The sequence below is a fragment of the Sphingomonas sp. GW821-FHT10F09 genome (genome assembly GCF_058809195.1).
In genome coordinates, this window is the sequence record NZ_JBXASI010000006.1 from 1 (window position 1) to 16,170 (window position 16,170).

Here is a 16,170-nt window from a genome sequence, read left to right on the forward strand (position 1 = left end):
GCATACCCGTCACACCGCTCGACGAAGGGGTCCCTTTTGGACGCCGATAGGGGGTCCTTTTTGGACGCCGATTGACAATCGAAAAGGGTCGTTTCGTCTTGTGGAGCGCTAGAGACACGGCGTGTGGCTGTTGGAGCTTCCTCCGCTCCGCTGATGTCCGCCACAGCTACTCCGCGAAATCGATCTCGCTCCATTCCGCTTGTCGCAGTTCGCCCAGGCGCAGGACGACATGGGGGATGGTCCTCAACGCATGCATCGGTGCGGGCCGCCGGTGTTGCCGGCAATTGCGTGCAGCAATTCTCGACTTTTTTTGGCTTTCCGCTCAATATCGCAGCATTTTAGCATAAACGCCGGATCAGCGTGCCGGACGGCTGCACTAGGAGGTATAGGCCGTCGACATCGGCAACCTTGTGGGAACGCTTGCCCGCTTTCGGCGCCCGAATCTGCACCACCGTAAGCATGGAGCTACGCCTCCTGCAACGTTCGTGGCCCCATGATTCGTGGCCCCTTTTGAGTGGGCCACGGCGGAACAAAGTGAGATTTCGTGGGACCGCCAGTAGGCAGTTTACCGCAGATTTCCGCGGTTTTCTAGGTCTGTTCCCAGTATGTACTGGTGCCGCTTACAGGACTCGAACCTGTGACCCCCGCATTACGAATGCGATGCTCTACCAGCTGAGCTAAAGCGGCACGGCGAAGCGACCGTGTGGCCGTTCGGGGGGTGCGCCTAACAGGTCGGGCCGGGGCTGACAAGCGCCCGTTGCAGCTTTTGCGGCTTTACGCCTCGTTTACCACGGAGCGTGCACAAGCGGTGCCGGACCAGGAATGCAGGCCTGGCGGATGAAGGGTTTGGGCATGGATACGGTGCGCGGTTTCGAGGACGAGCGGCTGGAACTCGACGACGGGATCGATGCGGCCAGCGACCAGGGCGTCGACCAGCAGGGCGTCGACGATGCGATGTTCGACCTCGGCGGCGACGAGCGGCGCATGCACGTGCGCGCCTACAATCACTGGGTGTCGCTGCTGAAGGGCCGCGCCTATCCGGGAATCGACGATCTCGACCCCGCCAGCATCGCCGATTTCGGCCCGCACAGCGTGTTGCTCGATTTCACCGCCGGCGTCGACGATCCGACGATCGCCTATCTCGGCCGGTCGCTGCGCGAGGAATGCGGGCTGGAGACGACGATCACCCGCATCGCCGACGTGCCCGGCCGGTCGTTGCTCTCACGACTGACCGATCACTATTTGCAGATCATCGCCAACCGTGCGCCGATCGGGTTCGAGGCGGAGTTCGTCGGCACGCGCGGGCGCACGACGCTGTATCGCGGCATCCTGATGCCCTTCTCGTCCGAAGGCGAGACGATCGATTTCATCTATGGCGTCATCAACTGGAAGGAGATGGTCGACGACGAGACGCAGGCGACGCTCGATGCCGAGCTGGTCGCCGCCGTACGCGCCGCACCGGCGGCACCGACCGATTCGCCGGTCTGGGCGGATGGCCCGAGCGCCGGGTTCGAGGCCGCCGATGCCTCGGCCGATGCGGTGCTGACCGGGTCGCTCGGCGACCGGCTGATGATGGCGCGCGAAAGCGCCGCCGCGGTGCGTGCCGCCGATACGCGCGGCCGGTCGGCGCTGTACCGGGCCTTGGGCCGCGCGCACGATTTCGGCCTTGCCTGCGATGGCGACGAGGCCGGTTATGCCGAACTGCTCGCCGCGGCCGGCGTGAAGGTGTTGCCGCGCGCGCCGATGACCGCGGTGGTCAAGCTCGTCTTCGGCGCCGATTACGACAAGACCCGCCTCGCCGAATATGCCGCGGTGCTGGGCCATGCCCGCCGCCAGGCGCTGCCCGCGGGCATGCTGGCGCACTTCCTCGAACAGGCCGACGGCGGGATCAAGGCGATCGTCGCCGCCGAGCGCAGTGCCAAGCGCCCCGCCAAGCCGCCGACCGTCTTCGATCGCGTCGCCGCCGAACTGCGCGCGCTGCCGACGCTGGGCAGCATCGCGATCGGCGCCGGGACCGACGAGTTCGTCGTGCTGCTTGCCCGCGCCGGCGAGAACGGCACCGTCGACGTCATCAAGCGCGTCGAGGGCAAGGGGCTGGTCGAGAGCATCGCGCGCAAGGCGGCCTCCTGAACCGGTCGAGCACGCTCGCCAATACGACCATAGATTATTGCGCCTCCATGTAATTTTCGCACTGCAGCAAAGCTTGAAGCGCGGCGATGGCAGGCGCATAGGCGCGGGCTATGGCCGACCAGAACCAGACCATGGCCGAGGCGCTCGCCGCCCGGCTGACCAAGGGCGCGCTACCAGGAGAGCTGACCGGCTTCGGTGAGGCGGAGCGGGCCGCCGCGGCAGCGTTCGTCGCGCAGACCGCGGCGCGGCGCGAGTCCGGCAGGCCGGCGATCGCGCTGGAGGCGATCGCATCGGACGACGTGCGCCGGCGGATGCGCCTCGCCATCGTCAACGACGACATGCCCTTCCTGGTCGATTCGATCGCCGCCGCGATCGGCGAGCAGGATCTCGACATCGATCGCGTCATCCACCCGGTGGTGCGGGTCAGCCGCGATGCCGACGGCAACCTGACCGACATCGGCGGTGCGGGCAGCCCCGAATCGATGATCTATATCGAGCTGGAGCGTGCCGATGCGCGCGACCGGCGCGGGCTGATCGAGGAGCTGACCGCGGTACTCGCCGACGTGCGCGCCGCCGTCACCGACTGGCCGCAGCTGCAACGCGCGATGGCGCGCGACGAGGCGACCCTGCCGCAGGGCGAGGGCGCGGCACTGCTGCAATGGTTCCTCGACGGGCAATTCACCCTGCTCGGCCACCAGATCTGGCGCCGCGACGGCAGCGCGGGCGAGGCGCTGGGGCTGGCGCGCAACCCGCATCAGACCGCGGTGCTGGCGGAGGCGAGCCGTGCGCTCGCGATCCGCTGGTTCGAGGATGGCGGCGAAGCGCCGCTGCTTCTCAAATCCAGCCTGATCTCGACCGTCCATCGCGCCGTGCCGCTCGACCTTGCGATCGTGCCGATCATGGAGGCGGGCGAGATCACCGGCCTGTCGATCCACGCCGGTCTGTGGACCAGCGCCGCGCTGAGCGCCCGGCCGCGCGACATCCCCGTGCTGCGCGCCCGCCTGTCGGCGCTGGAGGCGAAGTTCGGCTTCGATCCCAAGGGCCATGCCGGCAAGGCGCTGACCCATGCGCTGACCGCGCTGCCGCACGACCTCGTCGTCGCCTTCCCCGCGCCGGCGCTGGAAGAGGTGGTGCTGACCGCGATGAGCCTCGCCGACCGGCCGCGCCCGGCACTGGTGCTGGTGCGATCGGCGCTGGGGCGGCACCTGTTCGCCTTTGCCTGGTTGCCGCGCGACGACCTGACCACCGCGCGCCGCGTCGCCATCGCGCAGATGCTGACCGAAGCGTCGAACGGCAGCGTGCTCAACTGGTCGATCAGCCTCGACGACGGCGTCGTCGCGTTGCTGCGCTACACGATCGACCTGCGCGGATCGGGCCGGATGCCGGAAACCGAGCCGCTCGCCGAACGGCTGCGCCGGATGGTCCGCGGCTGGGTATCGGACGTCGAGGCGGCGCTGGCCGAACGGGTGCCGACGCAGCGCGCGGCACGGCTGGCGCTGCGCTGGGCGCAGGCCTTTCCGCCCAATTACCGCAACGTCAGCAGCGCGGCGGAAGCGGCGGCGGACATCCTGCGGCTGGCGGGACTCGACGATGCCGACGCGCGCGCGGTGCGCATCTTCCCGGTCGTCCCCGGCGAGGACCGGCAGCTCAAGATCTACAAGGCGCATGGCGCGCTCGCGCTGTCGGATGCGGTGCCGGTGCTGGAGAATTTCGGCTTCCGCGTCATCGGCGAGCTGCCGACGCGGCTGCGCGAGGACAATGACAGCTTCGTGCACGATTTCGTCGTCGAGAGCGACGCCAGCGGCGAAGGCCATGACGCCGCCGTGCTGGAAGGCGCGATCGCCGCGGCGCTGGAAGGCAAGGCGGAGAATGACGCGTTCAACCGCCTGATCGTCGATGTCGGCCTGACGCCGCAATCGGTCGTGCTGCTGCGCGCCTGGTTCCGCTACCTGCGCCAGGCGGGCCTGCCCTATGGCCTGACCACGGTGGTCGACGCGCTGCGCCGCGCGCCCAAGCTGACCAAGGCGCTGCTCTCGCGCTTCGCCGCCGCGCACGATCCGGCCAACCCCGCCGACGTGCAGGCCAGCGACGAGGCGATCGAGCGCGGGCTCGACGCGGTGTCGGCGATCGACGACGATCGTATCCTGCGCGCCTATCGCAACCTGATCGCGGCCTGCCTGCGCACCAACGCCTTCGCGCCCGCCGCGGCCGAAGCGCTGGCGTTCAAGCTCGACAGCCATCTGATCCCCGGCCTGCCCGCCCCCGTGCCGTGGCGCGAGATCTGGGTCTACAGCCCGCGTGTGGAGGGCATCCACCTGCGCGCCGGCCCGGTCGCACGCGGCGGCCTGCGCTGGTCCGACCGTCGCGACGATTTCCGTACCGAGATCCTCGGCCTGATGAAGGCGCAGCGGGTCAAGAACGCGGTCATCGTACCGACCGGGGCCAAGGGCGGCTTCTATCCCAAGCAGCTCCCCTCCCCCGCCCTCGACCGCGACGCGTGGCTGGCGGAAGGCACCGAAAGCTACCGCATCTTCATCCGGTCCTTGCTGTCGATCACCGACAATATCGTCGACGGTACGGTCGTGCATCCGCAGGGCGTCGCGATCCTCGACGGCGAGGACCCCTATTTCGTCGTCGCCGCCGACAAGGGCACCGCGACCTTCAGCGACGTCGCCAACGCCCTGGCGCTGGAGCGCGATTTCTGGCTGGGCGACGCGTTCGCCAGCGGCGGCAGCGTCGGCTACGACCACAAGGCGATGGGCATCACCGCCAAGGGTGCCTGGGTGTCGGTGCAGCGCCACTTCGCCGAACGCGGCGTCGACGTGCAGACGCAGCCGATCACCGTCGTCGGCTGCGGCGACATGTCGGGCGACGTCTTCGGCAACGGCATGCTGCTGTCGAAGACGCTCAAGATCGTCGCGGCGTTCGATCATCGCCATATCTTCATCGATCCGAACCCCGATCCTGCGACCAGCTGGGACGAGCGCGCGCGCATGTTCGCGCTGCCGCGGTCGAGCTGGGCCGATTACGACGCCGCGCTCATCAGCGAGGGTGGCGGCGTCTGGGCGCGCAGCGAGAAGGTCATCAAGCTGTCGCCCGAGGCGCAGGTGGCGCTCGGCATCACCGCGACTCAGATGGACCCGGCCTCGCTGATCTCCGCGATCCTGAAGGCGCCCGCCGACCTGCTCTGGTTCGGCGGCATCGGCACCTATGTGAAGGCCGCGGCGGAGAATAACGTCGCGGTTGGCGATCCCGCCAACGACCGGCTGCGCGTCAACGCCGAGGAACTGCGCGTCACCGCGATCGGCGAAGGCGCGAACCTGGGCGTCACCCAGGCGGCGCGCATCGCCTTCGCGCAGGCGGGCGGGCGCATCAACACCGACTTCATCGACAATTCGGCCGGCGTCGATTGTTCGGACAACGAGGTCAACATCAAGATCGCGCTCAACCGCGAGATGAACGAAGGGCGGCTCGGCTTCGAGGAGCGCAACGCGCTGCTCGCGAGCATGACCGACGACGTCGCGCATCTGGTGCTGGAGGACAACCGCCTCCAGACGCTGGCGCTGTCGATCGCCGAGGCGGACGGCGCCGCCGCGATCCCGAGCTATGTCCGCGTCATCGAGATCTTCGAGGCGGACGGGCGGCTCGACCGCGCGGTCGAGGGGCTGGCGGGGAACGAGGACCTGCTGCGCCGCGGCCAGGAGGGAATCGGCCTCAGCCGCCCGGAACTCGCGGTGCTGCTGGCGACCGCCAAGCTGGCGTTGCAGGACGGTATCGAACATGCGCCGCTGGCGATGGCGCCGGAACTGGCGCCCGACCTGCACGCCGCCTTCCCCGCGGCGATGCAGCGCGATTATGCGACGGCGATCGACGAACACCGGCTGCGGCCCGAGATCGTCGCGACCAAGCTCGCCAACCGCATCGTCAACCGGATGGGCGTGCTGTTCCCGTTCGAACTCGCCGAGGAGGAAGGCGCCGCGGTCGCCGATATCGCGACGATGTTCGTCGTCGCCGAACGCCTGTTCGGGCTGGACGCGATCTGGGGCGAGATCGAACGCGCCGCGATCACGGAGGGCGCCCGCATCGCGCTGTTCAACGAGGTGGCGGTGGCGACCCGATCGCACATCGCCGACCTGTTGCGGGCGACCCCGCCGGGGACGCTGCCGGGCGCGGTGCTGGACCGGCTGGGCAAGGGCATCGCGCAACTGGAGGCGCAGACCGCGTCGCTACTGCTCGAAGAGGCCAGCGCACAGAGCGCGCGCATCACCGCCGAGCTGGAAGCGGCGGGGGCGCCCGCCGATCTCGCGCAGCGCGTCGTCCGCCTGTTCGATCTCGACGGCGCGGTCGGGCTGGCTTCGCTCGGCGAGCGGCTCAAACTGGACGAGATCGAGCTGACGCGGGCGTTCACCCATCTGGGGCAGGCACTGGGCCTCGACTGGGCGCAGGCAGCGGCGGCACGGATCGAATCGAGCGACCCGTGGGAGCGGTTGCTGCTCGCCGGCCTCGCCCGCGATTTCCAGCAGCAGCGGCTGGAATTCCTCGCGCGCAGCGGCGGCAGTGATCCACGTGGCGCGGTGCGCGACTGGCTGACCGCCAATGCCGCCCGCGTGGGCCAGTTCAAGACGGTGGTCGATCGCGCCCGCCACGCCGCGCAGCCGAATGCGGCGATGCTGGCGCAGATCGCCGGCCAGGCGCGGGTGCTGCTGGGGCGGTAACCCCGTGATCCTCCCTTCCTGTGGAAGGGACGGTGAAGGCCCGCGCTGGTCGGAGACCTGATTCCCACATGCGTCGCCTGTGGAAGGACGGGCTTCGACAGGTTCGGCCCGAACGGATCGGATCAGGTCAGCGCCGCGCCACCCGCGCACGCCAGCCGCGGGCACGCCACCACATGATGACGCCGGTCACCGCCAGCGCCGCGGGTAGCAGGCCGCCGGCGAAGATCACCAGTTGCCAGACGATCCCCATCCCCTCGCCGTCATGGATGCGGCGCATCAGTTGCGCGGTTCCGCCGGGTGCGCGCGACGGCGCGGCGACCGCAATGCCGCCGTCGTCCGCCACCTTGACGGTGCCGCCGCCGGCATAGGTCACCGTCCAGTCGGGCGTCCGCGTCGTCGGCCAGGCGATGCTGCGGATCGGTCCCTGCCGCACGGTGTCGGCGCGCGCGACGACGGTGCCGATCGGCTGTGCAGGATCGGCGAGCGCCGGCGCACGCAGCGTCGCGGCGCGATCGGGACCGCGCGGCCCGCCGCCTCCGGTCAGCCCCGCGAAGAAGCCGGGAAAGCTGATCCACGCGCCGGTCAGCGACAGGACGAACAGCGGCAGCGCGATCCAGAAACCCATGACGAAGTGCAGGTTGGTGTCGGTGTTGCGGTGCCGCCGCCAGCGCAGCCCCTTCACCCAGGTGCCGACCGTCGGCCACCACAGCCACAGGCCGGTGAAGCACGACACCATCATCGCCACGCCGATCCAGCCGACGATCTGCCGCCCGATGCCGGGCACCTGCAAGCTGCCATGCAGGACGTGGAGGAAGCGGACGAGGCCCGCATTGCCGGGCGCGACCTGCAACACGCGCGCGGTCGGCGGATCGAGATAGACCATCGTCCGCGCCGGTGGCCCGCGCCGGGCGGGCTGCGCGTCCGCCGGCTGCGCCGCGATCACGACCGGGCCGCCGGCTTCGGGCATGGTCAGTTGCGCCACCCGGTCGCCCGGTTTCAGCGCCGCATGCGCGGCGGCGAGATAGGCGTCCGCGGTCAGCAGCGCATCGCCCGTCACCGCATAGCGCGACGGATTGACGAGCCGGTCGAGCCCGTCATGCCAGACGAGCGCGGCGCCCGACAGCGACAGCGGCACGATCAGGATCGCAAGCGTCAGCCCGATCCATTTGTGGACCTGAAACCACGTCCGCCGCCATGCCACTGTGCTCATCCGTCGCTCCCGTCCTCCCGGACGGGGGTCGCATGCAGGTCCTGTTCGGTCAATCGCGCCGCGAACAGCCAGCTGCGCAGCGCGCTGGCGAGGTTGGGCGGTTCGTCCGCGGCGATGCGCAGCACGTCGATCTGTGCGACCAGCGCGGACAGCGGCAGCGCATAGGCGACCGCGGCCAGCTCCAGCGCGCGCCAATAGGCGGGCTCGAGGCTGATCGAGGTCTGGTGGCCGGCGATGGTGATCGAGCGCTTGACCGGCCCTTCGAAGCCGAACGGCGGCGGCGTGACCTCAGGCATCGGCCCAGCGGCGCAGCAGATTGTGATAGATGCCGGTCAGCCGCACGACGGCGGGATCGCCCTGCCCCTGCGCCGCCGCGACCGACTGGATCGCGCCGTCGAGTTCGAACAGCGTCCGCCGCTCGCCGTCGTCGCGGACCATGGATTGCAGCCAGAAGAAGGATGCGGTGCGTATGCCGCGCGTCACCGGCGTGACGCGGTGCAGGCTGGATGCGGGATAGAGGACGAGGTGCCCGGCAGGCAGCTTCACCGTCTGCGGGCCGAACTGATCCTCGATCACCAGTTCGCCGCCATCATAGGCGTGCGGGTCCTCGAGAAACAGGGTCGCCGACAGATCGGAGCGGATGCGGAATTCGGTGCCGCGCTGGATGCGGATCGCATTGTCGACGTGCAGGCCGAAATCCTGCCCGCCGGCATAGCGGTTGAACAGCGGTGGAAAGACCTTGAGCGGCAGCGCCGCCGCGAAGAACAAGGGTGATCGGCCCAGCGCCTCCAACACCATCGCCGCCGCCTCGCGCGTCGCCGGCGCATCCTCCGGCAGTTGCTGGTTGCGCTTGGCGAGCGCCGCCTGCGGGCCCGAGGTGAGGTTGCCGTCCACCCAGTCGGCCGCATCGATCAGCGCGCGCAGCCGCGCCACGCCATCGGCGTCGAGCACATCGGGAATGGCGATCAGCATGGCATAGGGCGTCCGGGTCTCCTCCCCGCCGGGGGGCGGGGAGAAGCTAGCAAGCCTAGAAGCTGTAGAACAGGCTCAGCACCGCTGAGCGCGCCTCGCCCGGCGCGGCCCAGCCGTTGTTGCGGATGCTGGTATAATATTTCTCGTTGGTGAAGTTCTGCACGTTGACCTGCGCGGTCAGGCCGCCGGCGAAGCTGTAGGCCATATAGGCGCGGTGGATCAGGTAATCGTCCGACCGGTATTGCGTCGGCGCGGCGAGGCTGGCGGCGTTGAGCGCGAAACTGCCCTGATAGGTCAGGCCATAGCCGACCTCGAGCCCGAACGGCAGTTTGTAGGTGGTGAACAGGCTGCCCGCATGCTTCGGGGTCTGGACGAACAGCGTACCCCGCTGCGGATCGGGGTTCGCGGCGCTGTTGCCGCACGCCGTGCTGGGATTGGCGATGCAGCGGTCCGAGATCGACTGGAGGATCTCGCCGTCGAGATAGGTGTAATTGGCGAAGATCGTCCAGGCGGGGGTGACGTTGCCCGAAGCACCGAGCGCGATGCCGTCGACCCGGGCGCGTCCGTCCAGCACCTGCGTCGCCGCCGGCAGAACCGGGTCGTTCGACGCGACGCGGAAGTTGGTCCGTTCGTTGCGGAACACCGCCGCGGTCAGTTCCAGCCGGCGGCCGAACAGCCCGGCCTTGATCCCCGCTTCGTAATTCTTCGCGGTTTCCGGTGCGACGTCGCACGGATCGAACACCACCGCACCCGCCGCCGAGGCGACGCCGCAGCCGAGGCGGACGGTCGCCGACGATGGCGTCTTGGCATTGCCGTAGCCGGCATAGAGGCTGACGTCGCGGATCGGGTGGAACACCGCGCCGACGCGGTAGGAGAACAGCTTTTCATGGCTGGTCTGCGGCGCCTGCTGCGCGGCGGTGAGCGCGGCGATCCCCGGCGGCACGACGGCCAGCGGCAGACCGCGGAACGTCGCATCCTGCACTTCCCAGCGGACGCCGCCGTTCAGCTCGAAATAGCGCCCCAGTTCCAGCGTATCGAACGCATAGACCGCGAGGTTGCGCGTCTCCGATTTGGACTGCGCCGTCACCGTATAGTTGATCGGACCGGTGTAGACGGTGTTCGGGCTGCCGAAGTTGATCTGCGGCAGCACGACGAGCGCGCCGGCGGCGTTGCGCGGCAGCGACGCGCCGGTGATCGCATAATCCTCGACCGACGCCGACATGCCGACGTTGGCGACGTTGCGGATGCCGCCCTTCTCACCCGTTTCCAGCCGGATGTCCGTCTGGTTGACGAGCAGCTGGTTCTCCTGATCGCGCACCAGCCCGCGCGGGCCGCTCGGCTGGTACAGTCCCGGCGCGACGGTGATCGTCTGGCTCGGGCGGAACACGCCCGCCGCATCGGCGAAATTGGCCAGCGTCGCGGTGCAGGCGGTGCCCGTCGGCGTCCGGTTGGTCGCGGTCAGGCAATAGGTGCCCTGCGGCGCGCTGGTGACACTATACTGGCCGACGCGCTGCCAGCGCGTCAGGTTGCGCACTGACAGCGCGTCGTTGACCTGATGGCGGAAGGTCGCGGTGAAACGATCGACCGTCGTATCCTGCCGGTCGAGATTGGCGATGCCGAAATAGTCGCTGCGATCGACGCCGGGCAGCGCGCCGTCGTTGAACGCATTGCGGAAATAGGGGACGCCATAGATCGGCGTGTTGCGATCCTCCTGATGGACATAGGCGAGCGTCAGGCTGGTCGGTCCGTCGATACCGATCGTCACCGAGGGGGCGATGCCCCAGCGCTTGTACTTCTCAACATCGCGGCCGGGCACGTCGTTGCGGTGATAGGCACCGTTCAGCCGCACCGCGATATTGTCGCCGACGCGGTGGTTGGCATCGATCGCGGCGCGGTAATATTCGTCGGTGCCGACCGATCCCTGCACGATCGTCAGGTCCTCCGCGCGCGGCTCCTTGGTGACGAGGTTGATCGTGCCGCCGACGCTGCCCGATCCGTTGAAGACCGAGTTCGCGCCATTGTAGACCTCGATCTGCTGGATGTTGAACGGGTCGGTCCGGCTGTACTGCGCGCTGTCGCGGATGCCGTCGACGGTGATGTCGTTGTTGGCCGAATAGCCGCGCAGGTTGATGCTGTCGCCATAGCCGCCGCCGCCCTCGCCGGCACCGAAGGTGATGCCCGGGATCGTCTGCAGCGCGTCGCGCAGGGTCTGGAGGTTCTGCTTGCGGATCACCTGGTCGGAGATGACGGTGATCGTCTGCGGCGTGTCGATGATCGCGCTGGTCGCCTTGGGGCTCTCGACGACGCCGGGCGCGGCATCGTTCTTGCCGTTGACGACGATCTCGTCGCGCTCGACCGAACGCTTCGCATCCTGTGCCTGCGCATCGGCGATCGCTCTTGCCCGCTCTGCCGCACTGGCCGGCGCGGTGTCGGCCGCCATGGCCGGCGCCGACGCGATGAATCCGACGCACGACAGTGCGAGGAATGACGATGTCTTCATGTGAGTCCCCCTTCGATGAGGGGCGCTTAATGAGAATGATTATCATCGTCAACGCTATTGCGAGTGATATGCACGAATAAGACCGGACCGGCTCCTACGGCTTTTTAACGCTTCGTGGCATCGCCGCGGAAACGCAGCATGAAGGCCCCGCGTGACCGACGTTCCCTGTTTACCGAGGAGGCGCTGCCCATGGCCTGCTCACCGCCTGCTGGTCGGGCAGGCGGCAGCCGCCGTGGCATGTATGGGTGCGTTCGGCTTTCGCTACGATCCTTCGGGGATCGCCCTGTTCGGCACGATCGGTCTGTTGCTGGCCGCGGCAGTCGCAGGGCTGATCCGCCGTCGCCTGTACGATGCGGCGCTGCTGCTCGAATGCTACCTGCTCCTGCTGGTCAGTGCCCTGTTGCTGTCGGTCGTGACCTGTGCGCTCGCGGCGACCAACGCGCCCTATGCCGACGATGTCCTGATCGCGATCGACCGCTACCTGTTCGGTTCGAACTGGCTGGATATCGCGACCTTCTTTTCGCGACGACCGCTGACGACCGCCATATTGTCGTTCGTCTACAGCAGCCTGGCCTGGCAGCCCTTCGTCATACTTGGCTTGCTGGTTCTTCGTGGCAGGCAGCGCGACGCGCGGGCGATCACTCTTGCCTGGCTGATCGCAGCGACGCTTTGCGTCCTCGCCGTGCCGGTTGCGCCTGCGCTTGGCGGCTATCTGCATTATGGGACCAAGCCGGCGGACTTCCCGTACGTGCTCGTCACTGCGGCATGGGATTTCGAGCCACTGATCACCGCGATCCGGAGCGGGGCATTACGCCAACTGGGCGCTGCGCCGATCGTGGGTATCGTGACGTTCCCCAGCTTTCACGCGGCGGGAGCGATCGTTCTCGGCTATTACGGCCGCCATGCGACCGCCGGATCTGCGATCGTCGCCATCGATGCGGCGATGCTGGTTTCCACCGTACCGATCGGTGGCCACTATGTTGTCGACGTACTGGCCGGCGCGACGATCGCCATCATTGCAATAGCTATCACCGCCCGGGTTTACGCTTCCGACGCATCGCGTCGACCGGCGGTTGCGACCGACTCCCCATCAACGGTAATATTGGCTGCCCGCTGATCGCCCGCGGGCGGCATGCATCACGGCGTATCGAACAGCGCCGCGAGCTGTTCGATGATCGTGCCGCCCAGCTGTTCGGCATCCATGATCGTCACCGCCCGCGCATAATAGCGCGTCACATCGTGGCCGATGCCGATCGCGACCAGTTCGACCGGTGACTTGCCCTCGATCCAGCCGATCACCTGGCGCAGGTGGCGCTCCAGATAGCTGCCCGAATTGACCGACAGCGTCGAATCGTCGACCGGCGCGCCGTCGCTGATGACCATCAGGATGCGCCGTTCCTCCGGCCGCGCCATCAGCCGGGCATGCGCCCAGAGCAGCGCCTCGCCGTCGATATTCTCCTTGAGCAGCCCCTCGCGCATCATCAGCCCGAGGTTGGTGCGCGCGCGCCGCCACGGCTCGTCCGCCTTCTTGTAGACGATATGGCGGATGTCGTTGAGCCGGCCCGGCTGCGGTGGCCGCCCGGCGGCGAGCCACGTCTCGCGTGCCTGCCCGCCCTTCCACGCGCGGGTGGTGAAGCCGAGAATCTCGGTCTTGACGCCGCAACGTTCCAGCGTCCGCGCGAGGATGTCGGCGCTGATCGCGGCGATGCCGATCGGCCGGCCGCGCATCGACCCGGAATTGTCGATCAGCAGCGTCACCACCGTATCGCGGAAATCCGTCTCGCGCTCGATCTTGTAGCTGAGCGACTGGCCCGGCGTGACGACGACGCGGGCGAGGCGCGCGGCATCGAGCATGCCCTCGTCCTGATCGAAGTCCCACGATCGCGACTGCTGCGCCATCAACCGCCGCTGCAACCGGTTGGCGAGTTTCGACACCGCCGATTGCAGATGCGCGAGCTGCTGGTCGAGATAACCGCGCAGCCGCGCCAGTTCCTCGGCATCGCACAGGTCGGTCGCCGCGACGACCTCGTCGAACTGCGTCGTCCACGGCTTGTATTCGAACTGCGGCATGAAGTCGCTGTTCGGCCGGTTGGGGCGGACGGGCTGCATCCCCTCCTCGCCATCGTCGCCGGGTTCGCCGTCGAGGTCGTCCATCGATTCGTCGCCGAATTCCTGGCCCTCGCCGTCGTCACTGTCCGATTCCTGCGCCTCGCCGCGGGCATCGACCTCGCCGTCGCCCTGCCCCGCCTGGTCGTCGTCGCCTTCTTCGCTTTCGTCCTGCTGCTGCTCATCGGTGCCTTCGTCTTCCGATCCGCCGTCGTCGGCATCCTCGGGCAACACCTCGCCCTCGACCAATTCGAGGTCCTCGAGCATCTTCATCGCAAGGCTCTGGAACGCGCGCTGGTCGTCGAGCGCGAGGCTGAGCGCGGACAGATCGGTACGCTCATCGATCCATTCGCGCACCAGCGCCAGCCCCGGCGCGGCGGCGGCGGGCGCCTCGATCCCGGTGAGCTTCTCGCGCACCAGCAGCGACAGGGCGGTGGACAGCGGCACCTCCTCGCGCGTCCTCGCCCGCGTGATCGGATCGGCGCGCAGCCGCGCGTCGAGCGAATGCGCCAGATTGTCGGCGATGCCGGCATAGCCGCGGCTGCCGAGCGCCTCGATCCGCGCGGTCTCGACCGCGTCGAACACCGCGCGCGCCACCGCCTCCGCCGGCGCGCCCCTGAGGTGCATCGCGCTGTCGTGATGCTTCAGCCGCAGCGCGAAACCATCGGCGAAGCCGCGCGCCTCGGCGACCTGCTCTGCCGGCAGGGCGCGTGCGGGCATCGGCACCTTGATATGCTTGCCGCTCTGCGTCGGCTGGTCCGCGGTGAACGCCAGTTCCACCTCCGGTTCCTCCGCGATCGCGCGCGCCGTGCCGGCAAGGACCGCCTTGAACCGGTCGAGAGGGGTTTCGTTCGCCATTATTCGCCCAATGCCCTTTCGGCGGCAGCGCGTAGCGCAGGCAGCTCGTTCCGTGCGATCCGCAGCAACAGTTCGGGATCGATATTGCGATAATCGTGCCGCAGCCGGTTTCCCAGACCACGGATATTCCGCACCGGCAAGTCCGGGCCGATCCGTCCCATGTCCTCGACACCGATCTGGATCACCGCCTCGGTGATACGCTGGAACAGCCGCTCCACAGCGAGCAGCGTCCGCTCGTCCGCGTCGAGTGCCGCCGCGTCCATGCCATCGACGAACGCCATCAGGCGATCGGTATCCTCGACGATATCGGCGAGCAAAAGGCGCGTGCGTTCAGAATACATCGACGCGGTCGCGATCGATCTGGGCCTGAAGGCGCGACCGCCGTGCCGGCTCGGTGACGAGGTCGACCTTTACCCCGCCGAGCATCTCGGCGATGCGGTCCTCGATGCCGAAGAAACCGAACGGCCCAAGCATCTCCACCCGATCATAGTCCATGATCGCAGCAAGATCGACGTCCGAGTCCAACCGATCCTCCCCACGCGCGGTCGAGCCGAAGAGAGACAGGCGATCGATCCCCAGCGCGCGCAAATCCGCCTCGCGCGCGCGCAGCCGTTCAAGAGCCTCGGCCTTCGTCACGCCGTCCTCCTACGCCTTCCCGACCACGCTTTCCGGCAGGTCCTTGCCGAACACGCGCTGGTAATATTCCGCCACCAGCGGCCGTTCGTTCTCGTCGCATTTGTTGAGGAAGCTCAACCGGAATGCGAAGCCGACGTCGCCGAAGATCAGCGTGTTCTGCGCCCAGGTGATGACCGTGCGCGGGCTCATCACGGTCGAGATGTCGCCGTTGATGAAGCCCTTGCGCGTCATGTCGGCGACGCGGACCATGTTGTCGACGGTCTTCTTGCCCTCCGGCTTGTCATATTCGCCCGACTTGGCGAGCACGATCTGCGATTCGATCGCGGCGGGCAGGTAGTTGAGCGTGACGACGATGTTCCAGCGGTCCATCTGGCCCTGGTTGATCTGCTGCGTGCCGTGATACAGCCCGCTGGTGTCGCCCAGGCCGACCGTATTGGCGGTCGCGAACAGGCGGAACCACGGGTTCGGGCGGATGACGCGGTTCTGGTCGAGCAGGGTCAGCTTGCCCTCCGTCTCCAGCACGCGCTGGATCACGAACATCACGTCGGGGCGGCCCGCGTCATATTCGTCGAACACCAGCGCGGTCGGCGTCTGCAACGCCCAGGGCAGCAGCCCCTCGCGGAATTCGGTCACCTGCTGGCCGTCGCGCAGCACGATCGCGTCGCGCCCGATCAGGTCGATGCGGCTGATATGCGCGTCGAGGTTGATGCGGATGCACGGCCAGTTCAGTCGCGCCGCCACCTGTTCGATGTGGCTCGACTTGCCGGTGCCGTGATAGCCCTGCACCATCACGCGGCGGTTGTGCGCGAAGCCCGCCAGCACCGCCAGCGTCGTATCGGGATCGAACACATAGGCGGGATCGAGGTCGGGGACGCGCTCGTCCGCCTCGCTGAAGGCGGGCACCTGCATGTCGCTGTCGATGCCGAACAGGTCGCGCACGCCGACCATCTTGTCGGGGGCGTCCAGGATCGTGGTTTCGCGGCTGTCGGGCTGGGTGTTGGGAATATCGGTCATCGCGGTCGGGGCACCATTCGGGCTGGGGC

11 protein-coding genes and 1 tRNA gene are annotated in these 16,170 nt (G+C 68.1%); 3 read left to right on the top strand and 9 right to left on the bottom strand.

Going from position 1 to position 16,170, the window contains the following annotated elements; genetic code table 11:
- Window positions 1-611 precede the first annotated feature (611 nt).
- Window positions 612-687 (bottom strand) — tRNA-Thr (locus AC1RTO_RS16450).
- A gap of 165 nt (window positions 688-852) precedes the next feature.
- Between AC1RTO_RS16450 and AC1RTO_RS16455 the strand changes: the two genes are divergently transcribed.
- On the top strand, window positions 853-2,130 hold the full coding sequence (locus AC1RTO_RS16455; RefSeq protein WP_493161876.1) for a PAS domain-containing protein: 1,278 nt from the start codon (window positions 853-855) through the stop codon (window positions 2,128-2,130).
- A gap of 110 nt (window positions 2,131-2,240) precedes the next feature.
- On the top strand, window positions 2,241-6,845 hold the full coding sequence (locus AC1RTO_RS16460; protein ID WP_493161877.1) for an NAD-glutamate dehydrogenase: 4,605 nt from the start codon (window positions 2,241-2,243) through the stop codon (window positions 6,843-6,845).
- A gap of 127 nt (window positions 6,846-6,972) precedes the next feature.
- Here the strand turns inward: AC1RTO_RS16460 and AC1RTO_RS16465 are convergent, their stop codons facing one another.
- From AC1RTO_RS16465 to AC1RTO_RS16480, 4 genes are read right to left on the bottom strand one after another with little or no spacing between them, the layout of a single operon-like run.
- Window positions 6,973-8,055 (bottom strand): PepSY-associated TM helix domain-containing protein, encoded by a 1,083-nt coding sequence (locus tag AC1RTO_RS16465; RefSeq protein ID WP_493161878.1) that lies wholly within the window; start codon window positions 8,053-8,055, stop codon window positions 6,973-6,975.
- Window positions 8,052-8,351: a ribbon-helix-helix domain-containing protein gene (locus AC1RTO_RS16470; protein WP_493161879.1), complete on the bottom strand. Its 300-nt coding sequence runs from the start codon at window positions 8,349-8,351 to the stop codon at window positions 8,052-8,054. The genes AC1RTO_RS16465 and AC1RTO_RS16470 overlap by 4 nt, the downstream gene beginning before the upstream one ends.
- Window positions 8,344-9,027 carry a Fe2+-dependent dioxygenase gene (locus AC1RTO_RS16475; RefSeq protein ID WP_493161880.1) on the bottom strand — a complete coding sequence of 228 codons (684 nt, stop codon included), beginning with the start codon at window positions 9,025-9,027 and terminating at the stop codon, window positions 8,344-8,346. Before AC1RTO_RS16475 ends, AC1RTO_RS16470 begins: the two co-directional genes overlap by 8 nt.
- A 55-nt stretch (window positions 9,028-9,082) precedes the next feature.
- On the bottom strand, window positions 9,083-11,527 hold the full coding sequence (locus AC1RTO_RS16480; RefSeq protein WP_493161881.1) for a TonB-dependent receptor: 2,445 nt from the start codon (window positions 11,525-11,527) through the stop codon (window positions 9,083-9,085).
- 241 nt (window positions 11,528-11,768) lie between these two features.
- Between AC1RTO_RS16480 and AC1RTO_RS16485 the strand changes: the two genes are divergently transcribed.
- Window positions 11,769-12,644 carry a phosphatase PAP2 family protein gene (locus AC1RTO_RS16485; protein WP_493161882.1) on the top strand — a complete coding sequence of 292 codons (876 nt, stop codon included), beginning with the start codon at window positions 11,769-11,771 and terminating at the stop codon, window positions 12,642-12,644.
- Between the two features lie 20 nt (window positions 12,645-12,664).
- On the opposite strand, the gene cobT is transcribed toward AC1RTO_RS16485, so the two are convergent.
- Genes cobT through cobS form a run of 4 tightly spaced genes read right to left on the bottom strand, consistent with a single transcriptional unit; the run spans window position 12,665 to window position 16,141 of the window.
- Window positions 12,665-14,491, bottom strand: coding sequence for a cobaltochelatase subunit CobT (cobT, locus tag AC1RTO_RS16490; protein ID WP_493161883.1), 1,827 nt, complete (start codon window positions 14,489-14,491; stop codon window positions 12,665-12,667).
- On the bottom strand, window positions 14,491-14,832 hold the full coding sequence (locus AC1RTO_RS16495) for a HepT-like ribonuclease domain-containing protein (protein WP_493161884.1): 342 nt from the start codon (window positions 14,830-14,832) through the stop codon (window positions 14,491-14,493). Before AC1RTO_RS16495 ends, cobT begins: the two co-directional genes overlap by 1 nt.
- On the bottom strand, window positions 14,822-15,127 hold the full coding sequence (locus AC1RTO_RS16500; protein ID WP_493161885.1) for a nucleotidyltransferase family protein: 306 nt from the start codon (window positions 15,125-15,127) through the stop codon (window positions 14,822-14,824). Before AC1RTO_RS16500 ends, AC1RTO_RS16495 begins: the two co-directional genes overlap by 11 nt.
- A 9-nt stretch (window positions 15,128-15,136) precedes the next feature.
- Window positions 15,137-16,141 (bottom strand): cobaltochelatase subunit CobS, encoded by a 1,005-nt coding sequence (gene cobS, locus AC1RTO_RS16505; protein WP_293873470.1) that lies wholly within the window; start codon window positions 16,139-16,141, stop codon window positions 15,137-15,139.
- Window positions 16,142-16,170 lie beyond the last annotated feature (29 nt).

Coding starts and splice junctions, on each gene's coding strand:
- AC1RTO_RS16455 (WP_493161876.1), top strand. CDS start 853: ATGGATACGGTGCGCGGTTTCGAGGACGAGCGGCTGGAACTCGACGAC.
- AC1RTO_RS16460 (WP_493161877.1), top strand. CDS start 2,241: ATGGCCGACCAGAACCAGACCATGGCCGAGGCGCTCGCCGCCCGGCTG.
- AC1RTO_RS16465 (WP_493161878.1), bottom strand. CDS start 8,055: ATGAGCACAGTGGCATGGCGGCGGACGTGGTTTCAGGTCCACAAATGG.
- AC1RTO_RS16470 (WP_493161879.1), bottom strand. CDS start 8,351: ATGCCTGAGGTCACGCCGCCGCCGTTCGGCTTCGAAGGGCCGGTCAAG.
- AC1RTO_RS16475 (WP_493161880.1), bottom strand. CDS start 9,027: ATGCTGATCGCCATTCCCGATGTGCTCGACGCCGATGGCGTGGCGCGG.
- AC1RTO_RS16480 (WP_493161881.1), bottom strand. CDS start 11,527: ATGAAGACATCGTCATTCCTCGCACTGTCGTGCGTCGGATTCATCGCG.
- AC1RTO_RS16485 (WP_493161882.1), top strand. CDS start 11,769: ATGGGTGCGTTCGGCTTTCGCTACGATCCTTCGGGGATCGCCCTGTTC.
- cobT (WP_493161883.1), bottom strand. CDS start 14,491: ATGGCGAACGAAACCCCTCTCGACCGGTTCAAGGCGGTCCTTGCCGGC.
- AC1RTO_RS16495 (WP_493161884.1), bottom strand. CDS start 14,832: ATGTATTCTGAACGCACGCGCCTTTTGCTCGCCGATATCGTCGAGGAT.
- cobS (WP_293873470.1), bottom strand. CDS start 16,141: ATGACCGATATTCCCAACACCCAGCCCGACAGCCGCGAAACCACGATC.